Consider the following 26726-nt stretch of genomic DNA (forward strand, 5'->3'; position numbering starts at 1 on the left):
CGCAGATAACCGGCTTGCCGACCTACCGTCTCTTAGACGATCAACCGATCAATCGATCAATCGCCCTCTAGCGACCGACGATTCGCCGCTTCGCGCAGCGCATCGACTTGGCGTTCCCATCGCGAGAACACGGACTGCCGCTCCGGCACCGTGCCCGCGAGCTCAAAGGTAATGCCGCCCGTCAGGCGCGCATACCCGACGCGCTGCGCTTCGCCCGCCTCGATCGAGGCGGCGAAGAGCGCAAGGCCGCAACCGGCTCCCGCCTCATCGCTGCGCAACGGCTCCACCGCCAACTGCACTTGGTGGAACGCCTCCTCGTGCACGAACGTGAGCGCAGCTTGTGCGCGCAGCCGTCGCGGATCGCCGCTCGAGCTCGTGAGCGTACGCGCGGCGCGCGAGCTCGGCCACAACGCGAACGCGATCGAGCGCGAGTCGGGAGCATAGAGCTCGCCGATGCCGAGCAGCGACGTACGCAGATGCCCTCCGGCATCGCACGTGATCAGCGACGCCGTAAAGCCGGCTTTGGACGTCAACGCGGTGCCGTCGAACAGCGCCCGCAACGTGCTCGGCCATTCGTCGTACGTGAGCTGATCGAGCGCGCGCGCCGCGGGCTCAGCGGAAGAAGACATGCTGAGCGACCTTCGCGAGCGGATAGTGGACGCCGGACTGAAGGCGCGCGGGAATATCGAGCGGTTTGAGCAGCATCTTCACGCACATGTCGGCCGACAAATTACGCCGCACGAGCGAATTGATTCGCGCCGCCCGTTCGCGGTTGTAAGCGGAATCGTGGACCCGTTCCGGGTACCGGATCGCGAACACATGACGCAGCGCGATCTCGGAATCCTCGCTCTTGATTTCCATCACGCGGCGCATCAGCGCGCCGAGCACGGCAAGCCGTCCATTGCCTTCGATTAAGTTGTACTTTTTGAAGTACTTGAAAAAGTGCTTGTAATGGCGCACTTCGTCGCTGCGGATATGGTCGGTGAGCTCTTTGAGCACGGGTTCGTCAGAGCATTCGTTGATGGCGCGGTACAGCGTGGCCGTGCCCGTTTCCACGACGCAACGCGCAACCATTTCGAGCGCGCGCGTCTTCTCGAACTCTTCCACGGAGCATGTCTTGGAATACTCGTCGAAGAAGTTCCGAAAAGCCGTGTCCCAATCGAATTCTGGCCAAACGTATGCGATATACGCTTTCAGCGCTCGGCCGTGCTGGAGCTCTTCCGGCTCCCATTCGCCGTTCAACCAGGCCGACACTTCCGGATCGCCCTGGAAATAGGCGGTCAGATTGCTCGTATAAAGATCGGTGCCGCTCTCGATGAAGGAAGCCGCGCACAGCAACAACAACAAGTCCTCGTTTGCCGCGGCACGCTGCCGGTCGATGCGAGTGAGGTCGATATCTTCGATGCGCCAAGGCATCACATGGCCGGAGTCGATAGTCATGACGTTGCGCTCCAAAAACCGCATCCGTTCATCCGCATTGCGCGGCATGTCCACGCGCAAAAGCCGTTGCGGATGGCGAGATGCGGTACGTTGAATGTCGTTGAACTTATATCTCCGGATCTTAGCCGGAGTCCCGCGAAACTGCTTTCACAGTGCACAGACCGTCATGAGCAAGGACGGTTCCGAAAACGCCGCGAACGGGAGAAACGAACGCATTACCGTCTATTTTGAAGATAGATTCGAATTACGAGATATTACAAATGGGCCCGCTCAGAACCCGGCCGCCAATCCGTCGCGCCGCGTGTCGCTCGCCGCGACGTACCCCCTTTCGGGCTCGTCGTGCGACAACTTCCAAATGTATTGCCCCGAACCGAAATCCATATAAGGATCGTCGATCGCCTTGATCCGATGGCCACGTGCTTCGAGCGCATGGGCGACGCCGCGATCGAACGTCGATTCGATATCGAGCGTGAAGTCGCGATTGACCTTCCAACGCGGCGCGTCGCAAGCCGCCTGCGGCTGCTGGCCGTAGTCGAGCATACGCACGATGGATTGCAGATGTCCCTGCGGTTGCATGTCGCCGCCCATCACGCCGAAGCTCATGACGGGCACTTGCCTGCCGTCGATGCGCTCGGTCACGAACGCCGGAATGATCGTGTGAAACGGCCGCTTGCCGCCCAATACGACGTTCGGCGAACGCGGATCCATCGAAAAGCCGCAGCCGCGGTTTTGCAGCGCGATGCCCGTGCCCGGCACGACCACGCCCGAGCCGAATCCCATGTAATTCGATTGGATAAAGCTCACCATCATCCCGCGCTCGTCGGCGCACGTGAGGTAGATAGTGCCGCCCGCCGGGGGCAAACCGAAGTCGAAATGCGTCGCGCGCTTGGGATCGATCAACGCGGCGCGCGACGCCAGGTAGGCTTCGTCGAGCATCTGTTCGGGCGTCACCTCCATGGCGCGAGGATCGGCCACGTAGCGGTAGACGTCGGCGAACGCAAGCTTCATGGCCTCGATTTGCAGGTGCTGCGAATCGACGGCATCGCGCGGCAATGCGCGCAGATCGAATCGTTCGAGAATCCCTAGTGCGATCAGCGCCGCAATGCCCTGGCCGTTCGGCGGAATTTCGTGGACCGTGTAGCCTCGGTACGCTTTGCCGATCGGCTCCACCCACAGCGGCCGGTACGCAGCCAGATCGTCGGCCGTCATGGCCCCGCCGCCCTCGCGCGCATAGGCGGCGATACGCTCGGCCGGCTCGCCCTCATAGAACGTTCGCGGCCCTTTCGCCGCCAATAGCCGCAACGTGTGCGCATGGTCGGGCAAACGGACGAGTTCGCTTACGAGCGGCGCGCGTCCGTGCGGCATGAACGTGCCGGCAAAACCCGGTTGATTTTGCAATTCGGGCACGGCCGCGGCCCATTTTTGCGCGACGATGCTCGCCACGGCATGGCCGCGCTCGGCGATGTCGATCGCGCTCACCATCAAATCGCCGAACGGCAAGAGGCCGAATTTCGCGTGCAGCGCCTCCCAGCCGGCAACGACGCCGGGCACCGTCACCGTATCCCAGCCACGCTTCGGTTGCCGGGCGAGGCCCCCGGCTTCGCCGTGCCGCTGCTTGAAGTACTCGGGACTCCAAGCCGCCGGCGCCACGCCCGATGCATTGAGCCCGTGCAGCTTCGTACCGTCCCAGACGAGTGCGAACGCATCGCCGCCGAGCCCGCAGGAGACGGGCTCCACAACCGTCAACGTGGCCGCTGCCGCGATTGCGGCGTCGACCGCATTGCCCCCTTGCCAGAGCACCCGCAAGCCCGCCTGGGCCGCGAGCGGGTGCGAGGTCGAGACCACGTTGCGGGCGAATACCGGCAGACGCGGGGTGGGATAGGGGTTGTGCCAGTCGAAGCGGTTCATGTCGTATTCTCGCTGTGAAAACGTTTCTTTCGTCAAAAGCGGGATGCGCGAAGGTTTTACAATAGCTTTCCTTTGACTGCCCTGCCGACGTACGCCATGAGCCGAGACCCCCGTTTGAGCTTGAACGCCCGCCAACAGGAATTGCTCGATTGGGTGCAGCGCGACGGCTTCGTGACGGTCGACGACTTGGCCTCGCACTTCGCCGTGACGCCGCAAACCATTCGGCGCGACGTGAACTGGCTTTCCGACATGAACCTGCTGCGCCGCTACCACGGCGGCGCCAGCTTGCCGACGAGCTCGGAGAACGTCTCCTATACGGCCCGTCAACGCATGTTCCATGACGAAAAGCGCCGCATTGCCACGCTCGTCGCCACGCATATTCCCGACCAGGCGTCGCTCTTCATCAACCTCGGCACCACGACCGAGGAAGTCGCGCGCGCCCTGAACCGCCACCGGGGCCTGCGCGTCATCACGAACAACCTGAACGTCGCCAACATGATGAGCGGGTATCCCGAGTGCGAGGTGCTCGTGACGGGCGGCATCGTTCGCCCCTGGGATAAAGGCATCGTAGGCGAACTGGCGATCGAGTTCATCCGTCAATTCAAGGTCGACTTCGCGATCATCGGCACCTCGAGCATCGAGCTCGACGGCACGCTGCGCGATTTCGACACCCGCGAGGTGCGTGTGGCGGAAGCGATCATCGAGCACGCGCGCACCGTCTTCCTGGCTGCCGACCATTCGAAATTCGGCCGCCCCGCCCTCGTTCGCCAAGGCCATTTGAATCAGATCGACGCGTTGTTCACCGATCAACCGGCGCCGCCCGAAATGACGGAGACGCTCGCCGCGGCCGGTACCCAAGTCTACGTCGCCGGATCCGAATGAGCGCGCGGCGCCTTATTCCATGCTGCGTCGCACGCGAAACTTAAAGTAGATTCGCGAAATTGCCCCGCCAAGGGAACCGCTTCTCCGAACGAGCGCTGTCAAACGGAAAATTTTCAGGGGACGATTTGGATATGAACGGGCGCTTGACTACACTCCAGTTCCCCGAAGCACGTGTCTGAGACGCGTGCCTAGGCGATCGCTTCCCTACTCCCGATAGGTTGAGCGCACGGTAGCCGAGTATCCGTTGCCGAGGCAATCCGATTGCCCATGGAGAGAACAATGCTGAGTCCGCATGAATTCGCCACGTTGCTACTCGTCAAGGACGCTCCGAACCAAGTCGATATGGACCGTGAAGAACTCGACGCCCTCCTCGAGCAGCAACTCGTGCGGCTCGAGAGTCTAGGTTCGGGGCACCAGCAATGGCGCCTGACCGAGTCCGGCGACTCGGCCATTCGCGCAATCAAACGCTTTTCCTAGCTCTGCCCGCTCTGCGGCTTTCCCGGGCGCGCGCGCGCGAGACATGACGCGCCTGCGCCTCGCGCAAGCGCGCGGCATGAAGCCGTGCCGGCGACTATCCTCCGCGCAATGTCGGATCGATCGGCGCGCGCCAGTCGATCGCCTTCACCCGCTGCGCATTGAAGTACTCGGCCCATGCGCGCTGCGCATCCGGCCCGCCCGCCGCACGCATGCGGTAGTGGCTCGCGATATCACGCTCGAACGCACAGTAGTCGGCCTGCGATAAGCGCCGGTGGCGATACGCCACATAGGCGTCGGTCAGCGTCGCGTAGACCGATTGCGCGTCCGCGCCATAGTCCGTATCGGCACCGCATCCCGATTGCAGCGTCGCGAAGCTCGAGCCGCTCGGCAGCACACCGGCGCAGCCCGTCAGCCACATCGTCCCCGCGCACGCCGCCGCCGTCATCCATCCACGCATCGCACACCTCTTTCGTCGTTTTCCAGATGGTAGCCGCTTCGCGGACCCGCCACACCGGCTAGCGCATGAGCAGTTCGAATCCGAAACCTAAAAGGGCCCTTTACTTTTTCGAATATGTTCGTTAGATTTCGCAAACGAACATTGATAGGTTTGCTTTATCTAGACGATAGGCGATCCGCATAATAGGGGACAGGGCAAGTGACGCAAGGCAGCCGATACGATCTGCTCGTCGTGGGCGGCGGGATCAATGGCGCGGGCATCGCACGCGACGCCGCGGGACGCGGCTTGTCCGTGCTGCTCGTCGAGCAGCACGATTTGGCCTCCCATACCTCGTCTTCGAGCACGAAGCTCATCCATGGCGGGCTCCGCTACTTGGAGTACAAGGAATTCGGGCTCGTGCGCAAGGCGTTGCAAGAGCGCGAAACGCTGCTGCGCGCGGCGCCGCACATCATGTGGCCGCTGCGGTTCGTGATGCCGCATATGCCCAACCTGCGCCCGGCCTGGCTGATTCGCGCGGGCCTGTTCCTCTACGATCATCTCGCCCGGCGGGAGCTGTTGGCCGGCTCGCGCGGCATCGACATGCGCCGCCATCCGGCCGGCGCGCCGCTCGTCGATTCGATCGCGCGCGGCTTCGTGTACTCGGACGGTTGGGTCGACGACGCTCGCTTGGTCGTACTCAATGCGCTGGACGCCTGCGAGCGCGGCGCAACCGTGCTTACCCGCACCAAGCTGACGAGCGCCGTGCGCGCGGGCGGCGAATGGCACGCGCAGTTGCAGCGCGCAGACGGTACGTCGATCAACGTCCGCGCGGGCGCGATCGCCAACGCGGCGGGCCCGTGGGTCGGGCAATTGCTGCATGACGCGCTCGGCCGCGGCGCGCATCACAGCGTGCGGCTCGTCAAAGGCAGCCACATCGTCACGCGGCGCCTGTTCGATCACGACCACGCCTATATCTTCCAAAACCCCGATAAGCGCATCATTTTCGCGATCCCCTACGAGCGCGAGTTCACGCTGATCGGCACCACGGACGTCGAATATCGCGGCGATCCGTCCGTCGTCGGCATCGACGAGGACGAAACGCGCTATCTGTGCGAATCGATCAACCGGTACTTCAAGAAAAAGATCACGCCGGCCGACGTGTGCTGGACCTACTCAGGCGTGCGCCCCTTGCTCGAAGAGGAAGGCGCCGACAACCCGTCCGCCGTCACGCGAGATTACCGGCTCGAACTCGACGCGAACGCCGGCGAAGCGCCGCTGCTCTCCGTGTTCGGCGGCAAGATCACGACGTTCCGCAAGCTCGCTGAAGAGGCCGTGGACCGCCTGGCCTCGGTCGTGCCGGTCGCCAAGGGACCCTGGACGGCACGCGTGCCGCTGCCCGGCGGCGACATCGCCCATGCGAAATTCGAACCGTTCGCGGCGAAGTTCGCAAACGAACATCCGTGGCTGCCGGCCGACGTGGCCCGGCGCTATGCACGCGCTTACGGCACGCGCGCGCGCAAGGTGCTCGGCGCGGCCACGAGCCTGGCCGAGCTTGGGCGCGAATTCGCGCCGGGCTTGTTCGAACAGGAGTTGCGCTATTTGCGCGACGTGGAGTGGGCGCGCGATGCCCAGGACGTACTCTGGCGCCGGTCGAAACTCGGCCTGCACTTGAAGCCCGACACGAAAGACGAGGTGAAGCGCGAAATCGACGCATGGTTCGCGCACACACCCGTATCGAGTTCGCCGCGCGCCTCTTCCGCACTGACGGGCTGACGCCCGGCGCTCGGACCGAGATTGGCAGTACCCGCAAGACCCGTAGTACCCCGGAGCCGCTCGTCAGACGGGCGCTGTACCTCACGACAACACATGGAGAAGAGACAATGCAGGATCAATACATCCTCGCGCTGGACCAAGGCACCACGAGTTCACGTGCGATGCTATTCGACCGCAAGGGCAACATCGTCTCGGTCGCACAAAAAGAATTCCGCCAAATCTATCCGCAGCCGGGTTGGGTCGAGCACGACCCGCAAGAGATCTGGTCGACGCAAGCAGGCGTCGCGGCCGAGGCCGTGACGCGCGCCGGCCTGAACGGCACGTCGATCGCCGCCATCGGCATCACGAACCAACGCGAAACGACGATCGTCTGGGACCGCGAAACGGGCCAGCCGATCTATAACGCGATCGTTTGGCAAGACCGCCGCACCGCCGGCCTGTGCGATCAACTGAAAGCACAAGGCCTCGAAGAGAAAGTGCGCGCGAAGACGGGCCTGCCGATCGACGCCTACTTCTCGGCCACCAAGATCCGCTGGATCTTGGACAACGTCGACGGCGCACGCGAAAAGGCCAAGCAAGGCAAGCTCGCGTTCGGCACCGTCGACAGCTGGCTCGTCTGGAACTTCACGAAACACGCCCAGCACATCACCGATGTCACGAACGCGTCGCGCACGATGCTGTTCAACATCCACACGATGCAATGGGATAACGATCTGCTCGAAGCCCTCGACATTCCGCGCAGCATGCTGCCCGAAGTGCGCGCGTCGTCGGAGATCTACGGCAATACCGTGACGACCGTCTTCGCCTCGAAGATTCCGCTCGCCGGTATCGCGGGCGATCAGCAAGCCGCACTGTTCGGCCAGATGTGCACGAAGTCGGGCATGGTCAAGAACACCTATGGCACAGGCTGCTTCTTGATGATGAACACGGGCGAAAAGCCGATCGAGTCGAAGAACAACCTCGTCACGACGCTCGCCTGGAAGATCGGCAACGAAGTGAACTACGCGCTGGAAGGCAGCATCTTCATCGCGGGCGCGGTCGTGCAATGGCTGCGCGACGGCCTCGGCATCATCAAGAGCGCCTCCGAGATCGAAGCGCTCGCAGGCAGCGTCGAGCATTGCGACGGCGTCTACCTCGTACCCGCCTTCGCGGGCCTCGGCGCGCCGCACTGGAATCCGCGCGCTCGCGGCACGCTGTTCGGCGTGACGCGCGGCACGACGAGCGCGCACATCGCGCGCGCGGCGCTCGATTCGATCGCCTATCAGTCGCTCGACGTGCTCAAGGCCATGGAAGCCGACTCGGGCATCAAGATCGGCGAGCTGCGCGTGGACGGCGGCGCCTGCGCGAACAATCTGCTCATGCAGTTCCAATCGGACTTGCTCGGCGTGTCGGCCGTGCGTCCGCGCATCAGCGAAACGACGGCGCTCGGCGCCGCCTATCTCGCGGGTCTGGCGGTGGGCTACTGGAACAACGTGGGCGAGCTCGAAAGCCAATGGCAACTCGATCGGCGCTTCACGCCGGCGATGCAGCAGGCCGACGTCCAGCAGTGCACCGCAGGCTGGCAGCGTGCGATCAACGCCGCCAAGGCTTGGGCAGACGCGAAATAACTCGGCGCGACTCGGCAAGCGCGGGCACGCGCGGCGATCCGCGCCGCGTCCGCCCCGCCCGCCGGCGTCGCCCTTTCATTGACCACTATCGACCAACGCTCGACCAACAATAGTTATCCAGGAGACACACCAACATGTCACCCCTCATCGCGGAATTCCTCGGCACGGCCCTGCTCGTGCTGCTCGGCAACGGCGCCGTCGCCAACGTGCTGCTCGCGCGCACCAAGGGCAAGGGCGCCGACCTCATCGTCATCGTCTGGGGTTGGGCGATGGCCGTATTCGTCGCCGTCTACGTGACGGCATCGTTCAGCGGCGCGCATCTGAACCCCGTCGTGACGATCAGCCTCGCGCTGGCCGGCAAGTTCGCCTGGGCTAAGGTGGCCGGCTACATCACGGCGCAGATGCTCGGCGGCATGGCCGGTGCGTTCCTCGTTTGGCTCGCGTACCGCCAGCACTTCTCGACCACGGAAGACGCCGATATCAAGCTCGCCTGCTTCTGCACGGCGCCCGCGATCCGCAGCATTCCGCAAAACGTGTTGACGGAGATGATCTGCACGTTCGTCCTGATCCTCGGCGTGCTTTATCTGGCCTCGCCGCAAGTCGGCCTCGGCGCACTCGACGCCCTGCCGGTCGGCCTGCTCGTGCTCGGCATCGGCATCTCGCTCGGCGGCCCGACGGGCTACGCGATGAGCCCCGCGCGCGATCTCGCACCGCGCATCATGCACGCCCTGCTGCCGATCCCCGGTAAGCGCGGCAGCGACTGGCGCTACGCTTGGGTGCCCGTGTTCGGTCCGCTGATGGGCGGCGCGATGGCATCGTGGGTGTACGTGCACGCACATTGAGCATGACGCGATGCGGCTTACTGCCGCATCGACCCAGAACCGGCGCGGCATCGACTCCCGCAGCGCCCGGCTAGTCGGGCCGATCGTCACAATAGTCGGACCGAATGAAGAAAAAGAGCGCCAAGGCGCCAATGACCGTATCATTGGCGTCTCATTACACAACAAAGTGCGCTACGGGGCTTGGGCCGGCCACCGAGCGCGCGCCATTTTCTTCATGTTCGACCATCTCATTTGCGACTGCGACGGCGTGCTCGTCGACAGTGAAGTGATCGCCGAGCGGGTGCTGCTACGCGCCTTGTCGGCAACTTTCCCCAGCATCGACTTCGGCGGCGTCTCCCATCTGGCTTTCGGCCAGCGTACGTCGACCTTTCTCGCCGATCTCGAGAAACGATTTCAGATTGCCATTCCCGAGGGTTTTCTCGCCGGCGTCGAGCGCGACGTAGATATAGAACTGAAGTCCGCGCTCGCGCCGGTAGCGGGCGTGCGCGATGCGCTCGCGCAGGTGCCGCTGCCCGCGGCCGTCGTCTCCAACAGCCGGCTCGCTCGCGTTGCCGCGTCGCTCTCGCGGGTCGGGCTCGCCGAGGTTTTCGGTCCCCGCGTTTTCAGCGCCGAGCAAGTCGCCCGGCCCAAGCCCCACCCCGATGTCTATCTGCATGCGGCGCGCGAATTGGGCGTCGCGCCCGAGCGATGCCTCGTCGTGGAAGACAGCGTGACGGGATTGTCCGCGGCTCGGGCCGCGGGTATGAAGACCATCGCGTTCGTCGGCGCGAGCCACGTGCCCAAAGGCTATGCGCAAGTGCTGCGCAACTTGGGCGTGACGCGCATCGTCGAACGGATGGAGCAATTGCCCGCGTTGATCGCCGCCGGATTGCGCGGCGAGTTCGGGCAAGTGCTGTCCTAGCCGCCGGCGCCCGCCCGGCGCAATCGCGCGATTGCCGCTCGCGCTTACTCTTAGGCTTCGCTCTCGCAGCAATCGCGCTCGCGCGCGGCGGCCAGCGTCTGCCGGAAGGCGACGAGCTCCTCGATCGTCAGCATCGGCAAATCGTGCTTGGCGGCGAAGCGCTCGACATCGGCGCCGCGCGTCATGGTGCCGTCCTCGTTCATGAGTTCGCACAGCACGCCCGCCGGCGACAAGCCCGCGAGCACCGCCAGATCCACCGTGCCCTCGGTGTGGCCGCGGCGCTCGAGCACACCGCCCGAGCGCGCGCGCAACGGGAAGACATGCCCGGGGCGCACGATGTCCTCGGGCACCGCCGTTTCGGCGATGGCCGCGCGAATCGTCGTCACGCGGTCGGCAGCCGAGACGCCCGTGCTCACCCCATGGCGCGCCTCGATCGAAACGGTGAAAGCGGTGCCGTGCCGGCTCTCGTTTTGCGAGACCATCGGCGGCAATTCGAGCGCGCGGATTTTTTCGTCGGGCAAGCACAAGCAAACGATGCCGCTGCACTCGCGAATCAAGAGTGCCATCGTCTCGACGCTCAAACGCTCGGCGGCGACGATGAGATCGGCCTCGTTTTCGCGGTCGTGATCGTCTTGCAAGACGACGGCGCGGCCCTCGCGCAATGCGGCCAGCGCCGCGGCGATGCGTGGCGGAACCGATGCGGAATCGAGAAAGGGAAGTTCGGCAATTGCCGTGGAAACGGGTAGAGACATGTGAAACGCTCCTCGCGAGAGAAAAATAGCGAAAAACGTTTCAGGGCATCGCAAACAGCACGAACGCCTCCCTCCTCGACGCGGCAAGGCATGCCGAGCCGAGCGAGGCGGCAAAGCGGGCAGTCTGCGCATCTTCTTTCATCCGGACTCTCACCGTCGGCTCTGGCATCGCACCAGATCTGCTGACCCCGCGCGCGGGGCGCCGCCGGGGCGGCTCTCGCTTGCGGGCGCTCGCGGGCTCGCCGGCACATGGCCGACATACCGCCGGTGGGGAATTGCACCCCGCCCTGAAGACGCACTAGATATAAAAGCCGGCTCTTACGCCGGCCCGAAGGAGCATACACGAGGCCCGAACGCGTTGCAGCCAAAGGCCCTCGCGCTCGCGCGGGCTCTAACGGCAAGAGCGCCTGCGCAGGCGCCCTTCGGAGCTAGACGGCGCTCGACACCGAGAGCAGGCTCTAGGCCCCTAAGCGCTAGGCCTCTAAGCTTTAGGCGACATCGCATCGCATCGCCGTGCCTTCGCCCCCCACATCGCGTTCAAGAGGATGACGCGCATTGCGCGGCCGCGCCCGGTGCATCCTCGCGACGCCCGTCGAGATAAGCCGCCAGGGCCGTGACCACGAGTGCCGCGACCGTGACGGCGACGGCAACCCACGGCAGCGCGTCGAGTTTCGCGCCGTGCGTCAGCGCCACGCCGCCGAGCCAAGCGCCCAAAGCATTGCCGACGTTGAACGCGCCGATATTGAGCGTCGACGCCAAGTGCGGCGCATGGCTCGCCTTTTCGACGACGCGCATTTGGAGCGGCGGAACCGTGGCGAACGCAGCGACGCCCCAAACGAAGACCGTGATCGCGGCGGCTACCGGCAGATGGCTCGTTTTTGCAAATACGGCCATGACGAGCGCCAGCGCCACGAGGATGCCCATGAGCGAGCGCATCAGCGCGCGATCGGCCAGCTTGCCGCCGACGACGTTGCCGACCGTCAAGCCCGCGCCGAACAGCACGAGGATCAACGTGACGGCGCGCGGCGAAAAGCCGCTGATCTGCTCGAGGATCGGGGCGATATAGGTGAAGACGACGAACACGCCGCCGAAGCCGAGAATGGTCATCAACAACGCGAGCCATACCTGCGGCTCTTTCAACACGCGCACTTCGCTCGCAAGCCCCACGGGGCCCGAGTCGTGCCGATTCGGCACGAGCGCTGTGATGCCCGCGAGCGAGAGCACGCCCAGGCCGGCCACGATCCAAAACGTCAAACGCCAACCCCACGCTTGTCCAACGAACGTCCCGAACGGCACGCCGAGCACGTTTGCGAGCGTGAGCCCCGTGAACATGAGTGCGATCGCGCTCGCCTGTTTTTCGCGCGGCACGAGCGATGCGGCAACGACGGCCCCGATCCCGAAGAACGATCCGTGCGCGAACGAAGTCACGACGCGCGCGATCATCAGCATGCGATAGTCCCCCGCGAGGGCGCACAGAATGTTGCCGACGACGAAAACGAGCATCAGCGCCTGCAACGCAGCTTTGCGGGGCAATTTACTCGTGAGCACCGCGAGCAAGGGCGCGCCGGCGGCGACGCCGAGGGCGTAACCCGACACGAGCAAGCCCGCCGACGGGATGGAAACGGACAAATCGCGGGCGACATCGGGCAACAGCCCCATGATGACGAACTCTGTCGTACCGATGGCGAACGCGCTCAAAGCGAGGGCGATAAGCGGGATGGGCATGGCGGCATCCGGGGGATTAAGAAGTGCGCCTATTGTCCCGAGATCGACATCGTTTGATAATTACCCCAGTCTTTGAATCATTTTCAAACGAAATCGAATAATCGATGGATCGACTCGGCGATATTCGCCTTTTCGTCGAAGCGGCGCGCTTAGGCGGCATTTCGGCGGCCGGCAGAAAGCTCGGCCTCACGCCGGCAGCGGCGAGCGCGCGTCTGGCCAAACTCGAGGCCTCCCTCTCTACCCGGCTGTTCGAGCGGACCACGCGCCGGCTTCGCCTGACCGACGAAGGCCGCCTTTACCTGCGGCACTGTATGCGCGCGTTGCAAGCGCTCGACGACGCCGATGCCGAGTTGCAGGCGGGCAGCACCGTCGTCAGAGGCAAAATCCGCATTTCGACGACGTCCGATTTCGGCCGCACCATGCTGATGAGCTGGCTCGACGAGTTCAACGAGCGCTATCCCGAGGTGACGTTCGCACTGACGCTGGCCGATTCCGTTTCCAATCTGCTGCAAGACGAGATCGACCTCGCGATCCGGTTCGGCGCGCCGCGCGAGGACACGTCGCTGATCGCGCGGCGACTCGCATCGAACCGGCGCGTGCTCGTGGCCTCGCCCGCGTATCTCGAGCAGCACGGCGAGCCCGCATCGCCGGCCGACCTGGCGCGGTTCGCCTGCATCGTCCTCACGATCGCCTCGGGGTCGCTCAACGAGTGGCGCTTCATACGGGACGAGACGGCCGAGGACTATACGGTGCCGCTCGAAACCTCTCGCGAAACGAACGACGGCGCCATCACGCGCATCTGGGCGATCGACGGGCATGGTATCGCCTTGAAGTCGCTGTGGGACATCGACGCCGACTTACGCGCCGGCCGCCTGCGCGTCGTCCTGCCCGAGTGGCGGTATGCGCCGGACTCGTCGCTACATGCGCTGTTTCACCGCAATCGCTATCGCCCGCCGCGCGTGCGCGCGCTGCTCGATTTTCTGATCGAGCGGTTCGCGCAAGTCGAGCGCGACTGGCCGGCTTTGCCGGGGCTTCGGCTCTAACCGGCGGCGCCTCCGCCCCCGCCCGGCACGCTGCGCGAGTGCGAACGCCCATGCGGCTATAATGTCGGGTTATGCGGCTGGGATTTCATCCCGCTTCGCGCCCCTTTTGCGCGAACGATTCGGGACAATTCGGGACATTCGCCGGCCGCGGCCCCGACATCCGTGCCTCCAATGCGGCGCCTGTTGTCGGCTTCCACGAATCGATCTACCGCGCCCCCAGGTCAACCACTGCGAACGGCGAGCTTCATGACCAAGAAAGTTTATGTAAAAACCTTTGGCTGCCAGATGAACGAGTACGACTCCGACAAGATGGTCGACGTACTCGGCGCGGCCGAAGGACTCGTCAAGACGGATTCCCCCGAAGACGCTGACGTCATCCTCTTCAATACCTGCTCCGTGCGCGAAAAGGCGCAAGAGAAGGTCTTCTCCGATCTAGGCCGCGTACGCGAGCTGAAAGAAGCGAGGCCCGATCTGCTGATCGGCGTCGGCGGTTGCGTGGCGAGCCAGGAAGGCGCCGCGATCGTCGCCCGCGCGCCGTACGTCGATCTCGTCTTCGGCCCGCAGACGCTGCACCGTCTGCCGCAGATGATCGACGCGCGCCGTGCGAGCGGCCGGTCGCAAGTCGACATCTCGTTTCCCGAGATCGAAAAGTTCGACCATCTGCCGCCCGCGCGAATCGACGGACCGAGCGCGTTCGTGTCGATCATGGAAGGGTGCAGCAAATATTGCAGCTACTGCGTTGTGCCCTACACGCGCGGCGACGAAGTCTCGCGCCCGCTCGACGACGTCCTCACCGAAATCGCCGGGCTGGCCGATCAGGGCGTGCGCGAGGTGACGTTGCTCGGCCAAAACGTGAACGCCTATCGCGGCGCGTTGACGGCCGGCGCCGGCGAAATCGCCGATTTCGCGACGCTGATCGAATATGTCGCCGACATTCCCGGCATCGAGCGAATCCGCTATACGACGTCGCACCCGAAGGAATTCACGCAGCGCCTCATCGACGTCTACGCGAAAGTCGACAAGCTCGTCTCGCATTTGCACCTGCCCGTGCAGCACGGCTCCGATCGTATTCTGATGGCGATGAAGCGCGGCTATACGGTGCTCGAGTACAAATCGGTGATCCGCCGCCTGCGCGCCATTCGCCCGGACCTCTCGCTCTCGACGGACATCATCGTCGGCTTCCCCGGCGAGACGCAAGACGACTTCGACAAGACGATGGCGCTCGTGCACGAGATGAGCTACGACACGAGCTTCTCGTTCATCTACAGTCCCCGCCCCGGCACGCCGGCCGCGAATCTGCCCGACGACACGCCGCGCGAGGTCAAGCTCGAGCGCTTGCAACGTCTGCAAGCGACGATCGACGCCAACGTGGTGCGCATTAGCGAATCGATGGTCGGCAACGTCGAGCGCATCTTGGTCGAGCGCCCCGCGCGCAAGGATCCGACCGAACTCGCGGGCCGTACGGCGAACAATCGAGTCGTGAACTTCCCGGCTCCCGTCGCCTCGCATGCTCGGCTGATCGGCCAAATGATCGACGTGCGCATCACGCGCGCTTATCCGCATTCGCTGCGCGGCGAGCTCGTACTCGCCTCGCAGCCGGAACTCGCTTAAGGAACCCACTTTCGCCTTGAAGACCGCACCGTCCCTGGAATTCACCGCGCCGCGCGAAGACAACACGCGCCTTGCCAACCTGTGCGGGCCGCTCGACGAAAACTTGCGGCAAATCGAGCAGGCGCTCGACGTAACGTTGCAGCGGCGCGGCCATCGCATCTCGATCCGCGGACGCGGTGCGAAACTCGCGCTCGGCGCGCTCGAAACGTTCTACAACCGTGCACGCGATCCATTGTCGGTCGACGACATCCAACTCGCGCTCGTCGAAGCGCGTCATCCGGCCAACCGGGGCGCGGCGCAAGACGAAGCCGCATCGGGCCGCTACGATCCCGACCATCCGTTCGACGAACCGGCCGGCCTCGATGACGAAAACGTCGAGGAGTTGGGGCCGAAGCTCTACACGCGTCGCGCCGATTTACGCGGGCGCACGCCTGCGCAGCGCGAATACTTGAAGCAGATCGTCTCGCACGACGTGACATTCGGCGTCGGGCCGGCGGGTACCGGCAAGACCTATCTCGCGGTGGCCTGCGCCGTGGACGCGCTCGAACGCGACCAGGTCAAGCGCATCGTGCTGACACGACCGGCCGTCGAGGCAGGCGAGCGCCTCGGCTTCTTGCCCGGCGACCTCGCGCAAAAGGTGGATCCGTACCTGCGCCCGCTTTACGACGCGCTTTACGATCTGCTCGGCTTCGACAAGACCGCGAAGATGTTCGAGCGGCAAATGATCGAAATCGCACCGCTCGCTTATATGCGCGGGCGCACGCTGAATCACGCGTTCATCATCCTCGACGAGGCGCAGAACACGACGCCCGAGCAGATGAAGATGTTCCTCACGCGTATCGGCTTCGGCTCGAAGGCCGTCGTCACCGGCGATACGACGCAGGTCGACTTGCCGCGCGGCGCCAAGAGCGGTTTGATCGAAGCGCAGCAGGTGCTCTCGAACGTCCGTGGGATCGCGCTCACACGCTTTACGAGCGCGGACGTGGTGCGCCATCCGCTCGTGGCCCGAATCGTCGAGGCGTACGACAAGCACACGAAAAAAGACGACGTCGTGCCGATCGACGGACGATGACGACTCGTCGCAGCGAAAAACCGAATCAGCGAATGAACGAGAAGACCCCCGCGCCGAAACTGAAACTGACGTTGCAGTTTCCCGCCGCCAAGGCTTTCCCCGAACATAAGGCGGCGGTGTCGCGCGCCAACGTGGCGAGTTGGATCAAGGCCGCGCTAATGGCCGACGGCGAGTTGACGGTGCGCCTCGTCGATGCCGACGAAGGCCGCGTTCTGAACCGCACCTATCGCGGCAAGGATTACGCCACGAACGTTTTGACGTTCGCCTATGCGGAGAGCGAGGACGATCCGGTCAGCGGCGACCTCGTCCTTTGCTGTCCCGTCATCGAGCGCGAGGCGGCCGAGCAAGGCAAGCCGCTCGTCGCCCACTATGCCCACATGATCGTGCACGGCACGCTTCATGCACAAGGCTACGACCACGAGGAAGACGACGAAGCGCAGGAAATGGAAGCGCTCGAGACGCAAATCCTCGCGCGGCTCGGTTTTGCCGATCCGTATGGAGATCGCTCCCGCTAACGGCCCCCACGATGTCCGAAACGCCCCTGCTCCCCGCCGCCATGACGCCCGAGTGTCCCGTTTGCCCCGGATACCCGCCCATGCTCGGCGAGGCGAGACTGCTGGACGATGCGGAGTTGGCCGAATCGCTCGCACGGACCATGAGCCGCTGGGACGGCGCGAGCGACCTTTGGCTCTTCGGATATGGCTCGTTGATCTGGAATCCGGGCATGCCGGCGGCGGAGACGGTTCGCGCTCGCGTGCGCGGCTATCACCGCGGGCTCTATCTGTGGTCGCGCGTGAATCGCGGCACGCCCGAGCAGCCCGGACTCGTATTGGCGCTCGATCGCGGCGGCTCGTGTACCGGCATGGCATTCCGGCTGGAAGGCGAAGGCGCCGGCCCGCATTTAGAGGCGCTTTGGCGGCGCGAGATGCCAATGGGCTCTTATCGACCCGCTTGGCTACCCTGCTGGCTCGCGGACGGACGCCGCATCGAAGCGCTCGCGTTCGTCATGCGGCGCGACGTGCCGACTTATACGGGCAAACTCTCGGACGACATAATCAAGGCAGTGCTCGGCTGCGCGCGAGGCCGTTACGGCACGACGCTCGATTACGTCTGTCGCACCGTACAAGCGTTGCGCGAGTGCGGCATGCCCGACCGCGCGCTCGAAGCGCTGCTCAGGCGTTGCGTTTAACGCTGCATCCGCCGATGATGAACGAGGCCGCGCGGCCCCGCTCAACTCACCCCTCCATCGCATCAATATCCCGCAAACGCCGCCAGGCCGACCAGGGCACCCAGCCCGGCCACGCCGAGCGCGGCGCCGAGCAGCCAGCGGCGACGCGTAAGTAGCGTAATCGCGGCGAGCGAAATGGCGATTTGCGTCAGCGTCGTCGCTTGTGCCCAGCGATGGTGCAGATGCAATTGCCGCTCGCTCGCGGCGTCGGCCTGCGCGACGGACTTCTCGAGCGCTTCCGCTTGCGCTCGGATCGCCGTCTTCTGTTGCGTGTATTTGGCGACATCGGCGGCGAACTTGCCGCTCGCCTTCGGATCGGCCGCCGTCAGCGCGGCGCCCAATTCGGCGAGATTTTGCTTCTCGCCCTTGGCCTGGTAGTAGCTCCATTGGTTGGCCGCTTCCGTCTTGCGAATCGCCGCCTCGTTCTTGTAAAAGAGCGCGAGCCCTTCGGTGGAACCGCCTTGATACGAGAAAACGGCGCCGACCGTCGCAAGGATCGCCGTCATCACGGCAATTCGCCCCGCGAACGGATCGGCCGGCGCATGGCCGCCACTCTCATGATGGTGGCCGTGCTCGTGGCCCGCATGCTCGAGCGCTTCTTCGTGCGGTCCGCGCACTTCGAACTCTTCCGACATATTTCTTTCGCGCAAACAGTGTAAAAACGGTGACAGGGTCGCATCGTACGCACCGCGCGGCGCCCGCTGCGGCGCGTACGATACATGCCGCGCACTTTAGCAGGCCGCTCGGCAATGATGGTCCTGCTTTTGCGTGGTGTATCCTTTACTCTTTCGTTGACCACGCGTCCAGCCGTCCCGGACGCATCGCCATGAACGACGCCTATCCCAGTCGACGCCATACCGACAAGCCTACCGAAAAACGCTCGCTGCTCGAGCGCCTGACCGACTTCATCTCGCCCGAGCCCGAATCGCGGGCCGAATTGCTCGAAATCCTGCAAGACGCGCACGAGCGCAACTTGATCGACGCCGATTCGCTCTCGATGATCGAGGGCGTGTTCCAAGTGTCCGATCTTTGCGCACGCGACATCATGGTGCCGCGCGCGCAGATGGATGCCATCGACATCGAGTGCAGCCCCGAGGAATTCATCCCGTTCGTGCTCGAGAAAGCGCACTCGCGCTACCCCGTCTACGAGGGCAACCGCGACAACATCATCGGCGTGTTGCTCGCAAAAGATCTGCTGCGCTATTACGCGGAGGAATCGTTCGACGTGCGCGGCATGCTGCGCCCGGCCGTTTTCATTCCCGAGGCGAAGCGGCTGAATGTGCTGCTGCACGATTTCCGCATGAATCGCAATCATATTGCGATCGTCGTCGACGAATACGGCGGCGTGGCCGGACTCATCACGATCGAGGACGTGCTGGAGCAAATCGTCGGCGATATCGAGGACGAATACGACTTCGACGAGGAAAGCGGCAACATCATCGCCTCGCCGGACGGTCGCTACCGCGTGCGCGCGTTGACCGAGATCGAGCAGTTCAACGAGACGTTCGGCACGCAGTTTTCCGACGAGGAGGTCGATACGATCGGCGGCCTCGTGACGCATCATTTCGGCCGTGTGCCGCATCGCGGCGAGCGCGTGCGCATCGACGACCTGATCTTCGAGATCCTGCGCGGCGACGCTCGCCAGGTGCATGTACTGCTCGTGCGGCGCGATCCGCTCGCGGGCCAACGCGAACGCGACGCGCAACACGTTCAGACTTAACCGGGACGCGGCGGCCCGTTCGCTTCGGCCACGCATGCGCGTTTTGCGCCGTGCCGGCGGACGCTCGCACGCCCAGCGTCCGGCCCTCGTTCAATGCATTTCCCAAGCCGCGTATCCATGGCCGAATCGATCACCTCACGCCTGCGCGGCAACACCGCCGCATCGACCACCACCTCGGGACCCGGTGCGCTTTCGCGCTGGCACTACGTCGTCGCGCTCGCACTGGGCGCGCTGAACACGCTCTCGTTCGCGCCGACGCCGCACGGCGGCTGGCTCGAAATCGGCATCTTCACGTTGCTGTATGCGTGGCTCACGCGTACGACCGGATGGAAGAGCGCCGCGTTGACCGGCGGCGCATTCGGCTTCGGCAATCTCGTCACCGGCGTGTGGTGGCTCTACGTGAGCATGCATCACTACGGCGAGATGCCGGCGCCGCTCGCGATCGCAGCGCTCGTGCTGTTTTCGCTCTATCTGGCGCTCTATCCCGCCTTCTCGGCCGGGCTCTGGTCGTTTTGCGCGGGCCACGCGAACCACGGCGCGCGTGAGGATCGACCGTTTTCGCCGACCTGGCACGGCGCCTTCGCATTCGCCAGCGCTTGGGCGCTCGGCGAATGGCTGCGCGGCACCGTGTTCACGGGCTTCCCGTGGCTTGCGAGCGGTTATGCGCAGGTGGACGGACCGCTCGCGGGCTTCGCGGCGATCGGCGGTGTCTATGGGGTGGGCTGGATGTTGGCGCTCACTTGCGCGCTGATCGTTCAGAGCCTTTCGGCTTGGTTCTCGGCTGCACGACGGCGCGCGGCGATCGTGCTTCCGGCTTTGGCGGCGATCGTCGTCATGGGATCGGGCGCTGCGCTCACGCACGTCGCTTGGACGCTGCCCGGCAATGCGCCGCTTACCGTTCGGCTGCTGCAAGGCAACGTCAAACAGGAGATGAAGTTCGACGAGGACGGCGTGCGCGCTGCACTCGATTTATACGAGCGGATGATCACCTCGCACGCGGCGGACCTCATCGTCACGCCCGAAACCGCGATCCCGATGCTGCCGCAGCAATTTCCGGAGACGTTTGGAAGCGCGCTGCGGCGGTTCGTGGACGACACGGGTTCGTCGCTGCTAATCGGCGCATTCGGTGCGTCGATCGGACCCGACGGGCGATACACGGACGAAACGAACAGCTTCTTCGGCGTAACGCCGGGGTCGCGTCAGCTCTACCGCTACGACAAACACCATCTCGTGCCGTTCGGCGAATTCGTTCCCTGGGGCTTTCACTGGTTCGTTCAGCTCATGAACATCCCGCTCGGCGATCTCGCACGCGGCAAGCCGGTTCAGCACCCGTTCATGGTCCACAACCAACCGGTCGACGTGGACATTTGCTACGAGGACATCTTCGGCGAGGAGATCGCGCGTACCCTGCGCGAGGCCCCGGTACCGGCGGGCATTCTCGTGAATGCATCGAATCTCGCCTGGTTCGGCGACACGATCGCACTCGATCAACACTTGCAGATGGCGCGCATGCGCACATTGGAAACCGGCAGACCGATGCTCGCGGCCACCAACACGGGGGCCACCGCGATCATCGACGCGCGAGGCCGCGTAAGCGCGCGCCTACAGGCTTTCACAGCCGGTCAGATTGAAGCGACGGTGCAAGGAATGACGGGGCGCACGCCTTATATCACCGTGGGGAACAATCTCGTGCTGGCGGTTTCGCTGGTGTTGATCGCGCTGGGGTTCGCATACGGTCCGGGCCGCGTTCGGTCGGGCCGCGTTCGGTCGGGCCGTGTCACGTCGGAACATAAATAGTCCGAGATTGCGGATACTGTTGGCGAGAATGTGCCACCGCTAGGATCTCGATCTTCGTCGATTGCACACGGTAGACGACGTAGTTGGGGTGCACGACAATCTCGCGCGTACCGGGTACGCGCTCGCTTCGTCGAAACAAGTAAGGTTGCCTTGCCAGCGGAGCAATAGCCGCATCGATTAGCGTCTTAAAGCGGCGGGCTGCGGCCGGGTTTTCTTTCGCGATGAAACCGACGATCTCAACGAGATCATTACGCGCGTCGATGCGCCACTCAATAGCCAGCACCGGTGATCCGCCGCAAGTGCTCTGACGCCTGCGTCAAGACCGGTTAGCGGCTGATCTGGATTCGGCTAGCTGAATGATGGTGTCGATCTCCACCATCACATCATCGTGGGCAATGCCTTGGCGCTCGTCGTCCATCGAAACCTGTACCTTCGCACGAAGCCAACGGTCATACGCCACGGCCTCTTCGGCCATGGTGTGCCACGATTCGGTAGGAGATGACTTCTCGCTCATGACGCGTAGATTACACCGAGGCAAGATACCCGTCGTTCCCGAAGTGTCCTTCTTGCGTAACTGATTGATGCAGCCACTCATCGTTTGGTCTCCCGTCGGTTTCGATGTCCTACGGACGTTGCTCGCGAAAAGCTGCGCGAGCACCGTAGGACCCTAACGAGAAAATATCGAATAGCAACGAATGTTGGGCGGGTAGCACGGAAAATCAGACCAATCCGGCACAAGACCATCCACCCTGTACGAACCGACGTTGCCTGCGCCCCATCCCCCGCAACGGCCGCAAGGCAGCCTCAATCCGGTAAAATCTAGCGTTTTCACCGCGCGAGCGGCGGCCGTCGCCGCGGCCCGCGCATCGGCCGCCCGGACGGGAGCCCCGATTCCGCCGGTTTTCCGGCATCGCAGCGGCCCATACGCCGCCTGCCTCGAAAGGCACGACATGCTCACGTTTCAGCAAATCATCCTGACGCTGCAATCCTATTGGGACAAACAGGGTTGCGCGCTGCTTCAACCGATCGACATGGAAGTCGGCGCCGGCACGTCGCACGTGCACACGTTCTTGCGCGCCATCGGGCCCGAGCCTTGGCGCGCGGCGTACGTTCAACCGTCGCGGCGCCCGAAAGACGGCCGCTACGGCGACAACCCGAACCGCCTCCAGCACTACTATCAATACCAAGTGGTGCTCAAGCCCGCCCCCGAAAACATCCTCGATCTGTACCTCGGCTCGCTCGCGGCGCTCGGCTTCGATCTGAAGCAAAACGACGTGCGCTTCGTCGAAGACGACTGGGAGAACCCCACGCTCGGCGCCTGGGGCCTCGGCTGGGAAGTCTGGCTCAACGGCATGGAAGTCACGCAGTTCACCTACTTTCAGCAAGTGGGCGGCCTCGATTGCAAGCCCGTGCTCGGCGAAATCACCTACGGGCTCGAACGCCTGGCGATGTACTTGCAAAAGGTCGAGAACGTCTACGACCTCGTCTGGACGGAATGGGAAGAAATGGGCCCGAACGGCCCAGAAATGCGGCGCCTGACCTACGGCGACGTCTACCACCAGAACGAAGTCGAGCAATCGACCTACAACTTCGAACACGCCAACGTCGATTTGCTGTTCACGCTGTTCAACAGCTACGAGACCGAAGCGAAGCGCATGATCGAAACGCAGCTCGCGCTGCCCGGGTACGAACTCGTGCTCAAAGCCGCCCATACGTTCAACTTGCTCGACGCGCGCGGCGCGATTTCCGTGACGGAGCGCGCAGCCTACATCGGCCGGATTCGCGCGCTGTCGAGGCTCGTCGCGCAGGCCTATTACGATTCGCGCGAAAAACTCGGCTTCCCGATGCTCGGCAACCCCGTGCACGGCGTCCCCGGCTTGACCACGGACGAGCAGGACGCCGCCATGCCGGCATGGGCGCCGCCGCTGAAGGTCGAGCGCAAGATCGACCAGCAATGACGAGACTTTAAGAACATGACTCAAGCTCACCAAGCCACCCTGCTCGTCGAACTGCTCACCGAGGAATTGCCGCCGAAGGCGCTTGCCCGGCTCTCCGATGCGTTCGCGCAAAGTCTCGTCGAACGGCTCGCCGCGCGCGACCTCATCGACGGCGAGCCGTCGTTCGAACGCTTCGCCACGCCGCGGCGCCTCGCCGTGCTCGTCAAGAACGTGCGCGAGCTCGCGCCCGAGAAGCACGTGCGCGAAAAAGTGCTGCCCGTATCGGTCGCCCTCGATGCGAACGGCCAGCCCACCGCCCCGCTCGCGAAGAAGCTCGCCGCGCTCGGTTTTCCCGATATCGCGATCGCCGATTTGGAGCGCGCCTCCGACGGTAAAGCCGAGGCATTCTTTCTGCGCTACGCCGCGCCGGGCGCAACGCTCGCCGACGGCCTGCAAGCGGCGCTCGACGACGTCCTCGCCCTCGGCAAGCTGCCGATCCCGAAGGTCATGACGTATCAGCGTCCCGACGGCGCGGGCGTACAGTTCGTGCGCCCCGTGCAGCGTCTCACGGTGCTGCACGGCGATAACGTCGTGCCCGTGACGGCATTCGGCATCGACGCCGGCGATACGACGCTCGGCCATCGCTTCATGTCCGACGGATTGGTCGGGCTCTTGCACGCCGACGAATACGCCGAGACGTTGCGCACTAAAGGCCGCGTGATGGCGAGCTTCGACGCGCGCCGCGCAAGCATCGTCGACCAATTGAACGCCCACGCGCAAGGCGATCGCGTCGTCATGCCCGATGCGCTGCTCGACGAAGTGACCGCGCTCGTCGAATGGCCCGTCGTCTACGAATGCCGGTTCGACGATCAGTTCCTGCAAGTGCCGCAGGAATGCCTGATTCTGACGATGCAGACGAACCAGAAATACTTCGCGCTGACCGATGACGCCGGCAAGCTGCGCTCGCGCTTTCTCATCGTCTCGAACATCGCGACGGAGACGCCGGACGAAATCGTCGAAGGCAACGAGCGTGTCGTTCGCCCGCGTCTGGCCGATGCCAAGTTCTTTTTCGAGCAAGACAAGAAGAAGCCGCTGGCCGATCGCGTCCCGCTGCTCGCGAACGTCGTCTATCACAACAAGCTCGGCTCGCAACTCGAGCGCGTTCAGCGCCTCGAAGCGCTCGCGCGCGTCGTCGCGCCGTTCGTGTCGGCCGATCCGGCGCTGGCCGCCCGCGCCGCACGGCTCGCCAAGGCCGACTTGCTGACCGACATGGTCGGCGAATTCCCCGAGCTGCAAGGCACGATGGGGACGTACTACGCCCGCCACGACGGCGAGGCCGAGGAAGTCGCGCTCGCTTGCACCGAACACTATCAACCGCGCTTCTCGGGCGACGCGCTGCCCAGCACGGCCGTCGGCACGGCGGTCGCGCTCGCGGACAAGCTCGAAACGCTCGTCGGCATCTGGGGCATCGGCCTCGTGCCGACCGGCGAAAAAGATCCGTTCGCGCTGCGCCGCCATGCGCTCGGCGTGCTGCGCATCTTGATCGAAAAACAGTTGCCGGTGGATCTGGTCGCGCTGCTGCGCGAGGCCGTGGGCTGCTTCGGCGGCACGCCGCAAGTGGCCGACTGCACGGACGCGCTCTACGCCTTCTTCATGGACCGCCTGCGCGGCCTGCTGCGCGAGCGAGGCCATGCGGCGAGCGAAATCGAAGCGGTGCTGAGTTTGCAGCCGAGCAAGCTCGACGATATCGTCGCGCGGCTCGACGCCGTGCGCGAATTCTCGACGCTACCTGAAGCCGGCGCGCTCGCCGCCGCGAACAAGCGCATCACGAATATCCTGAAGAAGTCGGAAGCGGAAGCGAGCGCGGCGGCCGTGCAAACCGCGCTGCTCGTCGAACCGGCGGAACGTTCGCTGAACGACGAACTGAAGAAGGTCGCGCCGGCAGTGCAGACGCAACTCGAGCAACGCGACTATACGCGCGCGCTATCGGCGCTCGCGGCGCTGCGCGATCCCGTCGATACGTTCTTCAACGACGTCATGGTGAATGCCGAGGACAACGCGCTGCGCACGAATCGGCTCGCGCTCTTGGCCGAGTTGCACGCGCAGATGAACTGCGTGGCCGACATCTCGAAGCTGGCGGCTTAATCGAGGCGAACGAGACGCGCATATGACTTCCGCCAAGAAGCTCGTCATCCTCGATCGCGACGGCGTCATCAACGTCGATTCGGATGCGTTCATCAAATCGCCCGACGAATGGATCCCGATTCCCGGCAGCCTCGAGGCAATTGCGCGGCTCAATCAGGCCGGCTATCGCGTGGCCGTCGCCTCGAACCAGTCCGGCATCGGCCGGGGCCTGTTCGACATGGCCACGCTGAACGCCATGCACGTGAAAATGCATCGTGCGGCCGCCGTCGTCGGCGGCCGCATCGATGCGGTATTTTTCTGCCCGCATACGGCGGAAGATCATTGCGAGTGCCGCAAGCCGAAGCCGGGCATGTTGCAAATGATCGTGGACCGCTTCGAGATCGATCCGGCCGCGACGCCTGTCGTCGGCGATGCCTTGCGCGATCTGCAAGCCGGCGCGGCGCTCGGCTTTCCGACCCACCTCGTACTGACGGGCAAAGGCAAGAAGACGCTCGCGGCCGGGGGGCTGCCCGAGGGTACGAAGGTGTACGACGATCTGAAAGCGTTCGTGCTGTCGTTCCTCGCGGATCAGCACGACTAAGTGCGCGCGAGCGCGCTCGACGCAACAAGATCGAAGACACTGATGCCACTCATCCGCTTTATCCGCTCACTGCTGCTGTTCGTTTATTTCATCGCCTTTACGGTTCCGTACGCGACGGCGTGCTTCATCGCCTTCCCGTTCATGAACGCGGACCGGCGTTACTGGATGGCCGTGGGCTGGTGCCGCGCAACGCTCGCCGTCGTTCGGTATTTGAACGGCATCCGCTATCGCATCGAAGGCTGGGAGAACCTGCCCGACGGTCCCGCCGTTCTGCTTTCGAAGCACCAGTCGGCCTGGGAAACGCTGGCGTTTCCGGCCATCATGCCGCGCCCGCTGTGCTACGTCTTCAAGCGCGAGCTGCTCTACGTGCCCTTCTTCGGCTGGGCCCTCGGCATGCTGAAGATGGTTCACATCGATCGCAAGGAAGGCAAGTACGCGTTCGCCTCGGTCGTCAAGCAAGGGCGGCGGCGCATGGGCGAAGGCGCATGGGTGATCATGTTCCCGGAAGGCACGCGCACGCCCGTCGGCAAGCAAGGCAAGTACAAGACGGGCGGCACGCGTTTCGCCATCGATGCCGGGGCGCCCGTCGTGCCGATCGCACACAATGCCGGCCATGTATGGCCGCGCAACTCGTTCATGAAATACGAGGGAACGGTGACGGTGTCGATCGGCAAACCGATCGATTCGACCGGCCTTACGCCCGACGAGCTCAATACGCGCGTCGAAGCATGGATCGAAACGGAAATGCGCCGAATCGATGCCGGCTCCTATGACGATGCCGCTCGATCCGCCGGGAGCGGGCAGGATAAGCGCGGCGCGTCCGATCGAGCCGATACCGCGCGCAGCTGAG

Annotated in this window: 26 protein-coding genes and 1 riboswitch; of the genes, 17 read left to right on the forward strand and 9 right to left on the reverse strand. The window is 64.2% G+C overall.

Annotated elements, in window-relative coordinates; all coding sequences use genetic code 11:
• Positions 1 to 56 precede the first annotated feature (56 nt).
• From AB1286_RS08925 to AB1286_RS08935, 3 genes are all read right to left on the reverse strand, one after another.
• Complete coding sequence (locus tag AB1286_RS08925) at positions 57 to 629, reverse strand: hypothetical protein (protein ID WP_430362933.1); 573 nt, start codon at positions 627 to 629, stop codon at positions 57 to 59.
• Positions 613 to 1416, reverse strand: coding sequence for a ferritin-like domain-containing protein (locus tag AB1286_RS08930; RefSeq protein ID WP_430365021.1), 804 nt, complete (start codon positions 1414 to 1416; stop codon positions 613 to 615). Before AB1286_RS08930 ends, AB1286_RS08925 begins: the two co-directional genes overlap by 17 nt.
• A gap of 294 nt (positions 1417 to 1710) precedes the next feature.
• Positions 1711 to 3348, reverse strand: a complete 1638-nt coding sequence (locus AB1286_RS08935; protein ID WP_430362934.1) for a gamma-glutamyltransferase family protein — start codon at positions 3346 to 3348, stop codon at positions 1711 to 1713.
• Between the two features lie 96 nt (positions 3349 to 3444).
• Here AB1286_RS08935 and AB1286_RS08940 point away from each other — a divergent pair, with 96 nt between their 5' ends.
• Entirely contained in the window at positions 3445 to 4230 is a 786-nt protein-coding gene (locus AB1286_RS08940; protein ID WP_430362935.1) for a DeoR/GlpR family DNA-binding transcription regulator, read from the forward strand.
• Positions 4231 to 4509: 279 nt separating this feature from the next.
• Positions 4510 to 4707 carry a hypothetical protein gene (locus AB1286_RS08945; protein ID WP_162878202.1) on the forward strand — a complete coding sequence of 66 codons (198 nt, stop codon included), beginning with the start codon at positions 4510 to 4512 and terminating at the stop codon, positions 4705 to 4707.
• 94 nt (positions 4708 to 4801) lie between these two features.
• On the opposite strand, the gene AB1286_RS08950 is transcribed toward AB1286_RS08945, so the two are convergent.
• A complete protein-coding gene (locus AB1286_RS08950; RefSeq protein ID WP_430362936.1) occupies positions 4802 to 5164 on the reverse strand; it encodes a hypothetical protein in 363 nt (120 codons plus the stop codon).
• A 198-nt stretch (positions 5165 to 5362) separates the two neighbouring features.
• Between AB1286_RS08950 and glpD the strand changes: the two genes are divergently transcribed.
• From glpD to AB1286_RS08970, 4 genes are all read left to right on the forward strand, one after another.
• Entirely contained in the window at positions 5363 to 6916 is a 1554-nt protein-coding gene (gene glpD, locus AB1286_RS08955; RefSeq protein WP_430362937.1) for a glycerol-3-phosphate dehydrogenase, read from the forward strand.
• 107 nt (positions 6917 to 7023) lie between these two features.
• A complete protein-coding gene (glpK, locus tag AB1286_RS08960) occupies positions 7024 to 8523 on the forward strand; it encodes a glycerol kinase GlpK (RefSeq protein WP_430362938.1) in 1500 nt (499 codons plus the stop codon).
• A gap of 134 nt (positions 8524 to 8657) precedes the next feature.
• On the forward strand, positions 8658 to 9365 hold the full coding sequence (locus AB1286_RS08965; protein ID WP_430362939.1) for an MIP/aquaporin family protein: 708 nt from the start codon (positions 8658 to 8660) through the stop codon (positions 9363 to 9365).
• 214 nt (positions 9366 to 9579) lie between these two features.
• Positions 9580 to 10266, forward strand: a complete 687-nt coding sequence (locus tag AB1286_RS08970; RefSeq protein ID WP_430362940.1) for an HAD family hydrolase — start codon at positions 9580 to 9582, stop codon at positions 10264 to 10266.
• A 50-nt stretch (positions 10267 to 10316) separates the two neighbouring features.
• Here the strand turns inward: AB1286_RS08970 and ribB are convergent, their stop codons facing one another.
• Positions 10317 to 11018, reverse strand: coding sequence for a 3,4-dihydroxy-2-butanone-4-phosphate synthase (gene ribB, locus AB1286_RS08975; RefSeq protein WP_430362941.1), 702 nt, complete (start codon positions 11016 to 11018; stop codon positions 10317 to 10319).
• 126 nt (positions 11019 to 11144) lie between these two features.
• A riboswitch (FMN riboswitch) is annotated at positions 11145 to 11317 on the reverse strand.
• Positions 11318 to 11555: 238 nt separating this feature from the next.
• On the reverse strand, positions 11556 to 12743 hold the full coding sequence (locus AB1286_RS08980; RefSeq protein WP_430362942.1) for an MFS transporter: 1188 nt from the start codon (positions 12741 to 12743) through the stop codon (positions 11556 to 11558).
• Positions 12744 to 12847: 104 nt separating this feature from the next.
• Between AB1286_RS08980 and AB1286_RS08985 the strand changes: the two genes are divergently transcribed.
• The 5 genes from AB1286_RS08985 (at position 12848) to AB1286_RS09005 (ending at position 17658) form a co-directional block, all read left to right on the forward strand.
• Positions 12848 to 13786, forward strand: coding sequence for a LysR family transcriptional regulator (locus AB1286_RS08985; protein ID WP_430362943.1), 939 nt, complete (start codon positions 12848 to 12850; stop codon positions 13784 to 13786).
• A 246-nt stretch (positions 13787 to 14032) separates the two neighbouring features.
• Positions 14033 to 15397 (forward strand): tRNA (N6-isopentenyl adenosine(37)-C2)-methylthiotransferase MiaB, encoded by a 1365-nt coding sequence (gene miaB / locus AB1286_RS08990; RefSeq protein WP_430362944.1) that lies wholly within the window; start codon positions 14033 to 14035, stop codon positions 15395 to 15397.
• Positions 15398 to 15413: 16 nt separating this feature from the next.
• Positions 15414 to 16469: a PhoH family protein gene (locus tag AB1286_RS08995; RefSeq protein WP_430362945.1), complete on the forward strand. Its 1056-nt coding sequence runs from the start codon at positions 15414 to 15416 to the stop codon at positions 16467 to 16469.
• A gap of 32 nt (positions 16470 to 16501) precedes the next feature.
• Positions 16502 to 16984 carry an rRNA maturation RNase YbeY gene (ybeY, locus tag AB1286_RS09000; RefSeq protein ID WP_430362946.1) on the forward strand — a complete coding sequence of 161 codons (483 nt, stop codon included), beginning with the start codon at positions 16502 to 16504 and terminating at the stop codon, positions 16982 to 16984.
• Between the two features lie 11 nt (positions 16985 to 16995).
• The gene (locus AB1286_RS09005) at positions 16996 to 17658 is read left to right on the forward strand and encodes a gamma-glutamylcyclotransferase (RefSeq protein WP_430362947.1); all 663 of its coding nucleotides are present in this window, start codon (positions 16996 to 16998) and stop codon (positions 17656 to 17658) included.
• 62 nt (positions 17659 to 17720) lie between these two features.
• Here AB1286_RS09005 and AB1286_RS09010 read toward each other — a convergent pair whose 3' ends face one another.
• The gene (locus AB1286_RS09010) at positions 17721 to 18332 is read right to left on the reverse strand and encodes a DUF4337 domain-containing protein (protein ID WP_430362948.1); all 612 of its coding nucleotides are present in this window, start codon (positions 18330 to 18332) and stop codon (positions 17721 to 17723) included.
• A 191-nt stretch (positions 18333 to 18523) separates the two neighbouring features.
• Between AB1286_RS09010 and AB1286_RS09015 the strand changes: the two genes are divergently transcribed.
• Positions 18524 to 19417, forward strand: a complete 894-nt coding sequence (locus AB1286_RS09015; protein ID WP_430362949.1) for an HlyC/CorC family transporter — start codon at positions 18524 to 18526, stop codon at positions 19415 to 19417.
• 117 nt (positions 19418 to 19534) lie between these two features.
• Positions 19535 to 21214, forward strand: coding sequence for an apolipoprotein N-acyltransferase (lnt, locus tag AB1286_RS09020; protein WP_430362950.1), 1680 nt, complete (start codon positions 19535 to 19537; stop codon positions 21212 to 21214).
• On the opposite strand, the gene AB1286_RS09025 is transcribed toward lnt, so the two are convergent.
• Both AB1286_RS09025 and relB read right to left on the reverse strand, forming a co-directional pair.
• Positions 21195 to 21497: a type II toxin-antitoxin system RelE/ParE family toxin gene (locus tag AB1286_RS09025; RefSeq protein ID WP_430362951.1), complete on the reverse strand. Its 303-nt coding sequence runs from the start codon at positions 21495 to 21497 to the stop codon at positions 21195 to 21197. The genes lnt and AB1286_RS09025 overlap by 20 nt on opposite strands.
• A gap of 33 nt (positions 21498 to 21530) precedes the next feature.
• Positions 21531 to 21809 carry a type II toxin-antitoxin system RelB family antitoxin gene (relB, locus tag AB1286_RS09030; protein WP_430362952.1) on the reverse strand — a complete coding sequence of 93 codons (279 nt, stop codon included), beginning with the start codon at positions 21807 to 21809 and terminating at the stop codon, positions 21531 to 21533.
• A gap of 355 nt (positions 21810 to 22164) precedes the next feature.
• Between relB and glyQ the strand changes: the two genes are divergently transcribed.
• The 4 genes from glyQ to AB1286_RS09050 are packed head-to-tail and all read left to right on the forward strand — an operon-like array spanning position 22165 to position 26725.
• Positions 22165 to 23172, forward strand: a complete 1008-nt coding sequence (gene glyQ, locus AB1286_RS09035; protein WP_430362953.1) for a glycine--tRNA ligase subunit alpha — start codon at positions 22165 to 22167, stop codon at positions 23170 to 23172.
• A gap of 15 nt (positions 23173 to 23187) precedes the next feature.
• Positions 23188 to 25296, forward strand: coding sequence for a glycine--tRNA ligase subunit beta (glyS, locus tag AB1286_RS09040; protein ID WP_430362954.1), 2109 nt, complete (start codon positions 23188 to 23190; stop codon positions 25294 to 25296).
• A gap of 22 nt (positions 25297 to 25318) precedes the next feature.
• Positions 25319 to 25876: a D-glycero-beta-D-manno-heptose 1,7-bisphosphate 7-phosphatase gene (gene gmhB / locus AB1286_RS09045; RefSeq protein WP_430362955.1), complete on the forward strand. Its 558-nt coding sequence runs from the start codon at positions 25319 to 25321 to the stop codon at positions 25874 to 25876.
• Positions 25877 to 25927: 51 nt separating this feature from the next.
• Entirely contained in the window at positions 25928 to 26725 is a 798-nt protein-coding gene (locus AB1286_RS09050; RefSeq protein ID WP_430365022.1) for a lysophospholipid acyltransferase family protein, read from the forward strand.
• Position 26726: the final 1 nt, after the last annotated feature.

It is taken from the genome of Trinickia sp. NRRL B-1857, from assembly GCF_050470685.1.
GTDB lineage: Bacteria > Pseudomonadota > Gammaproteobacteria > Burkholderiales > Burkholderiaceae > Trinickia.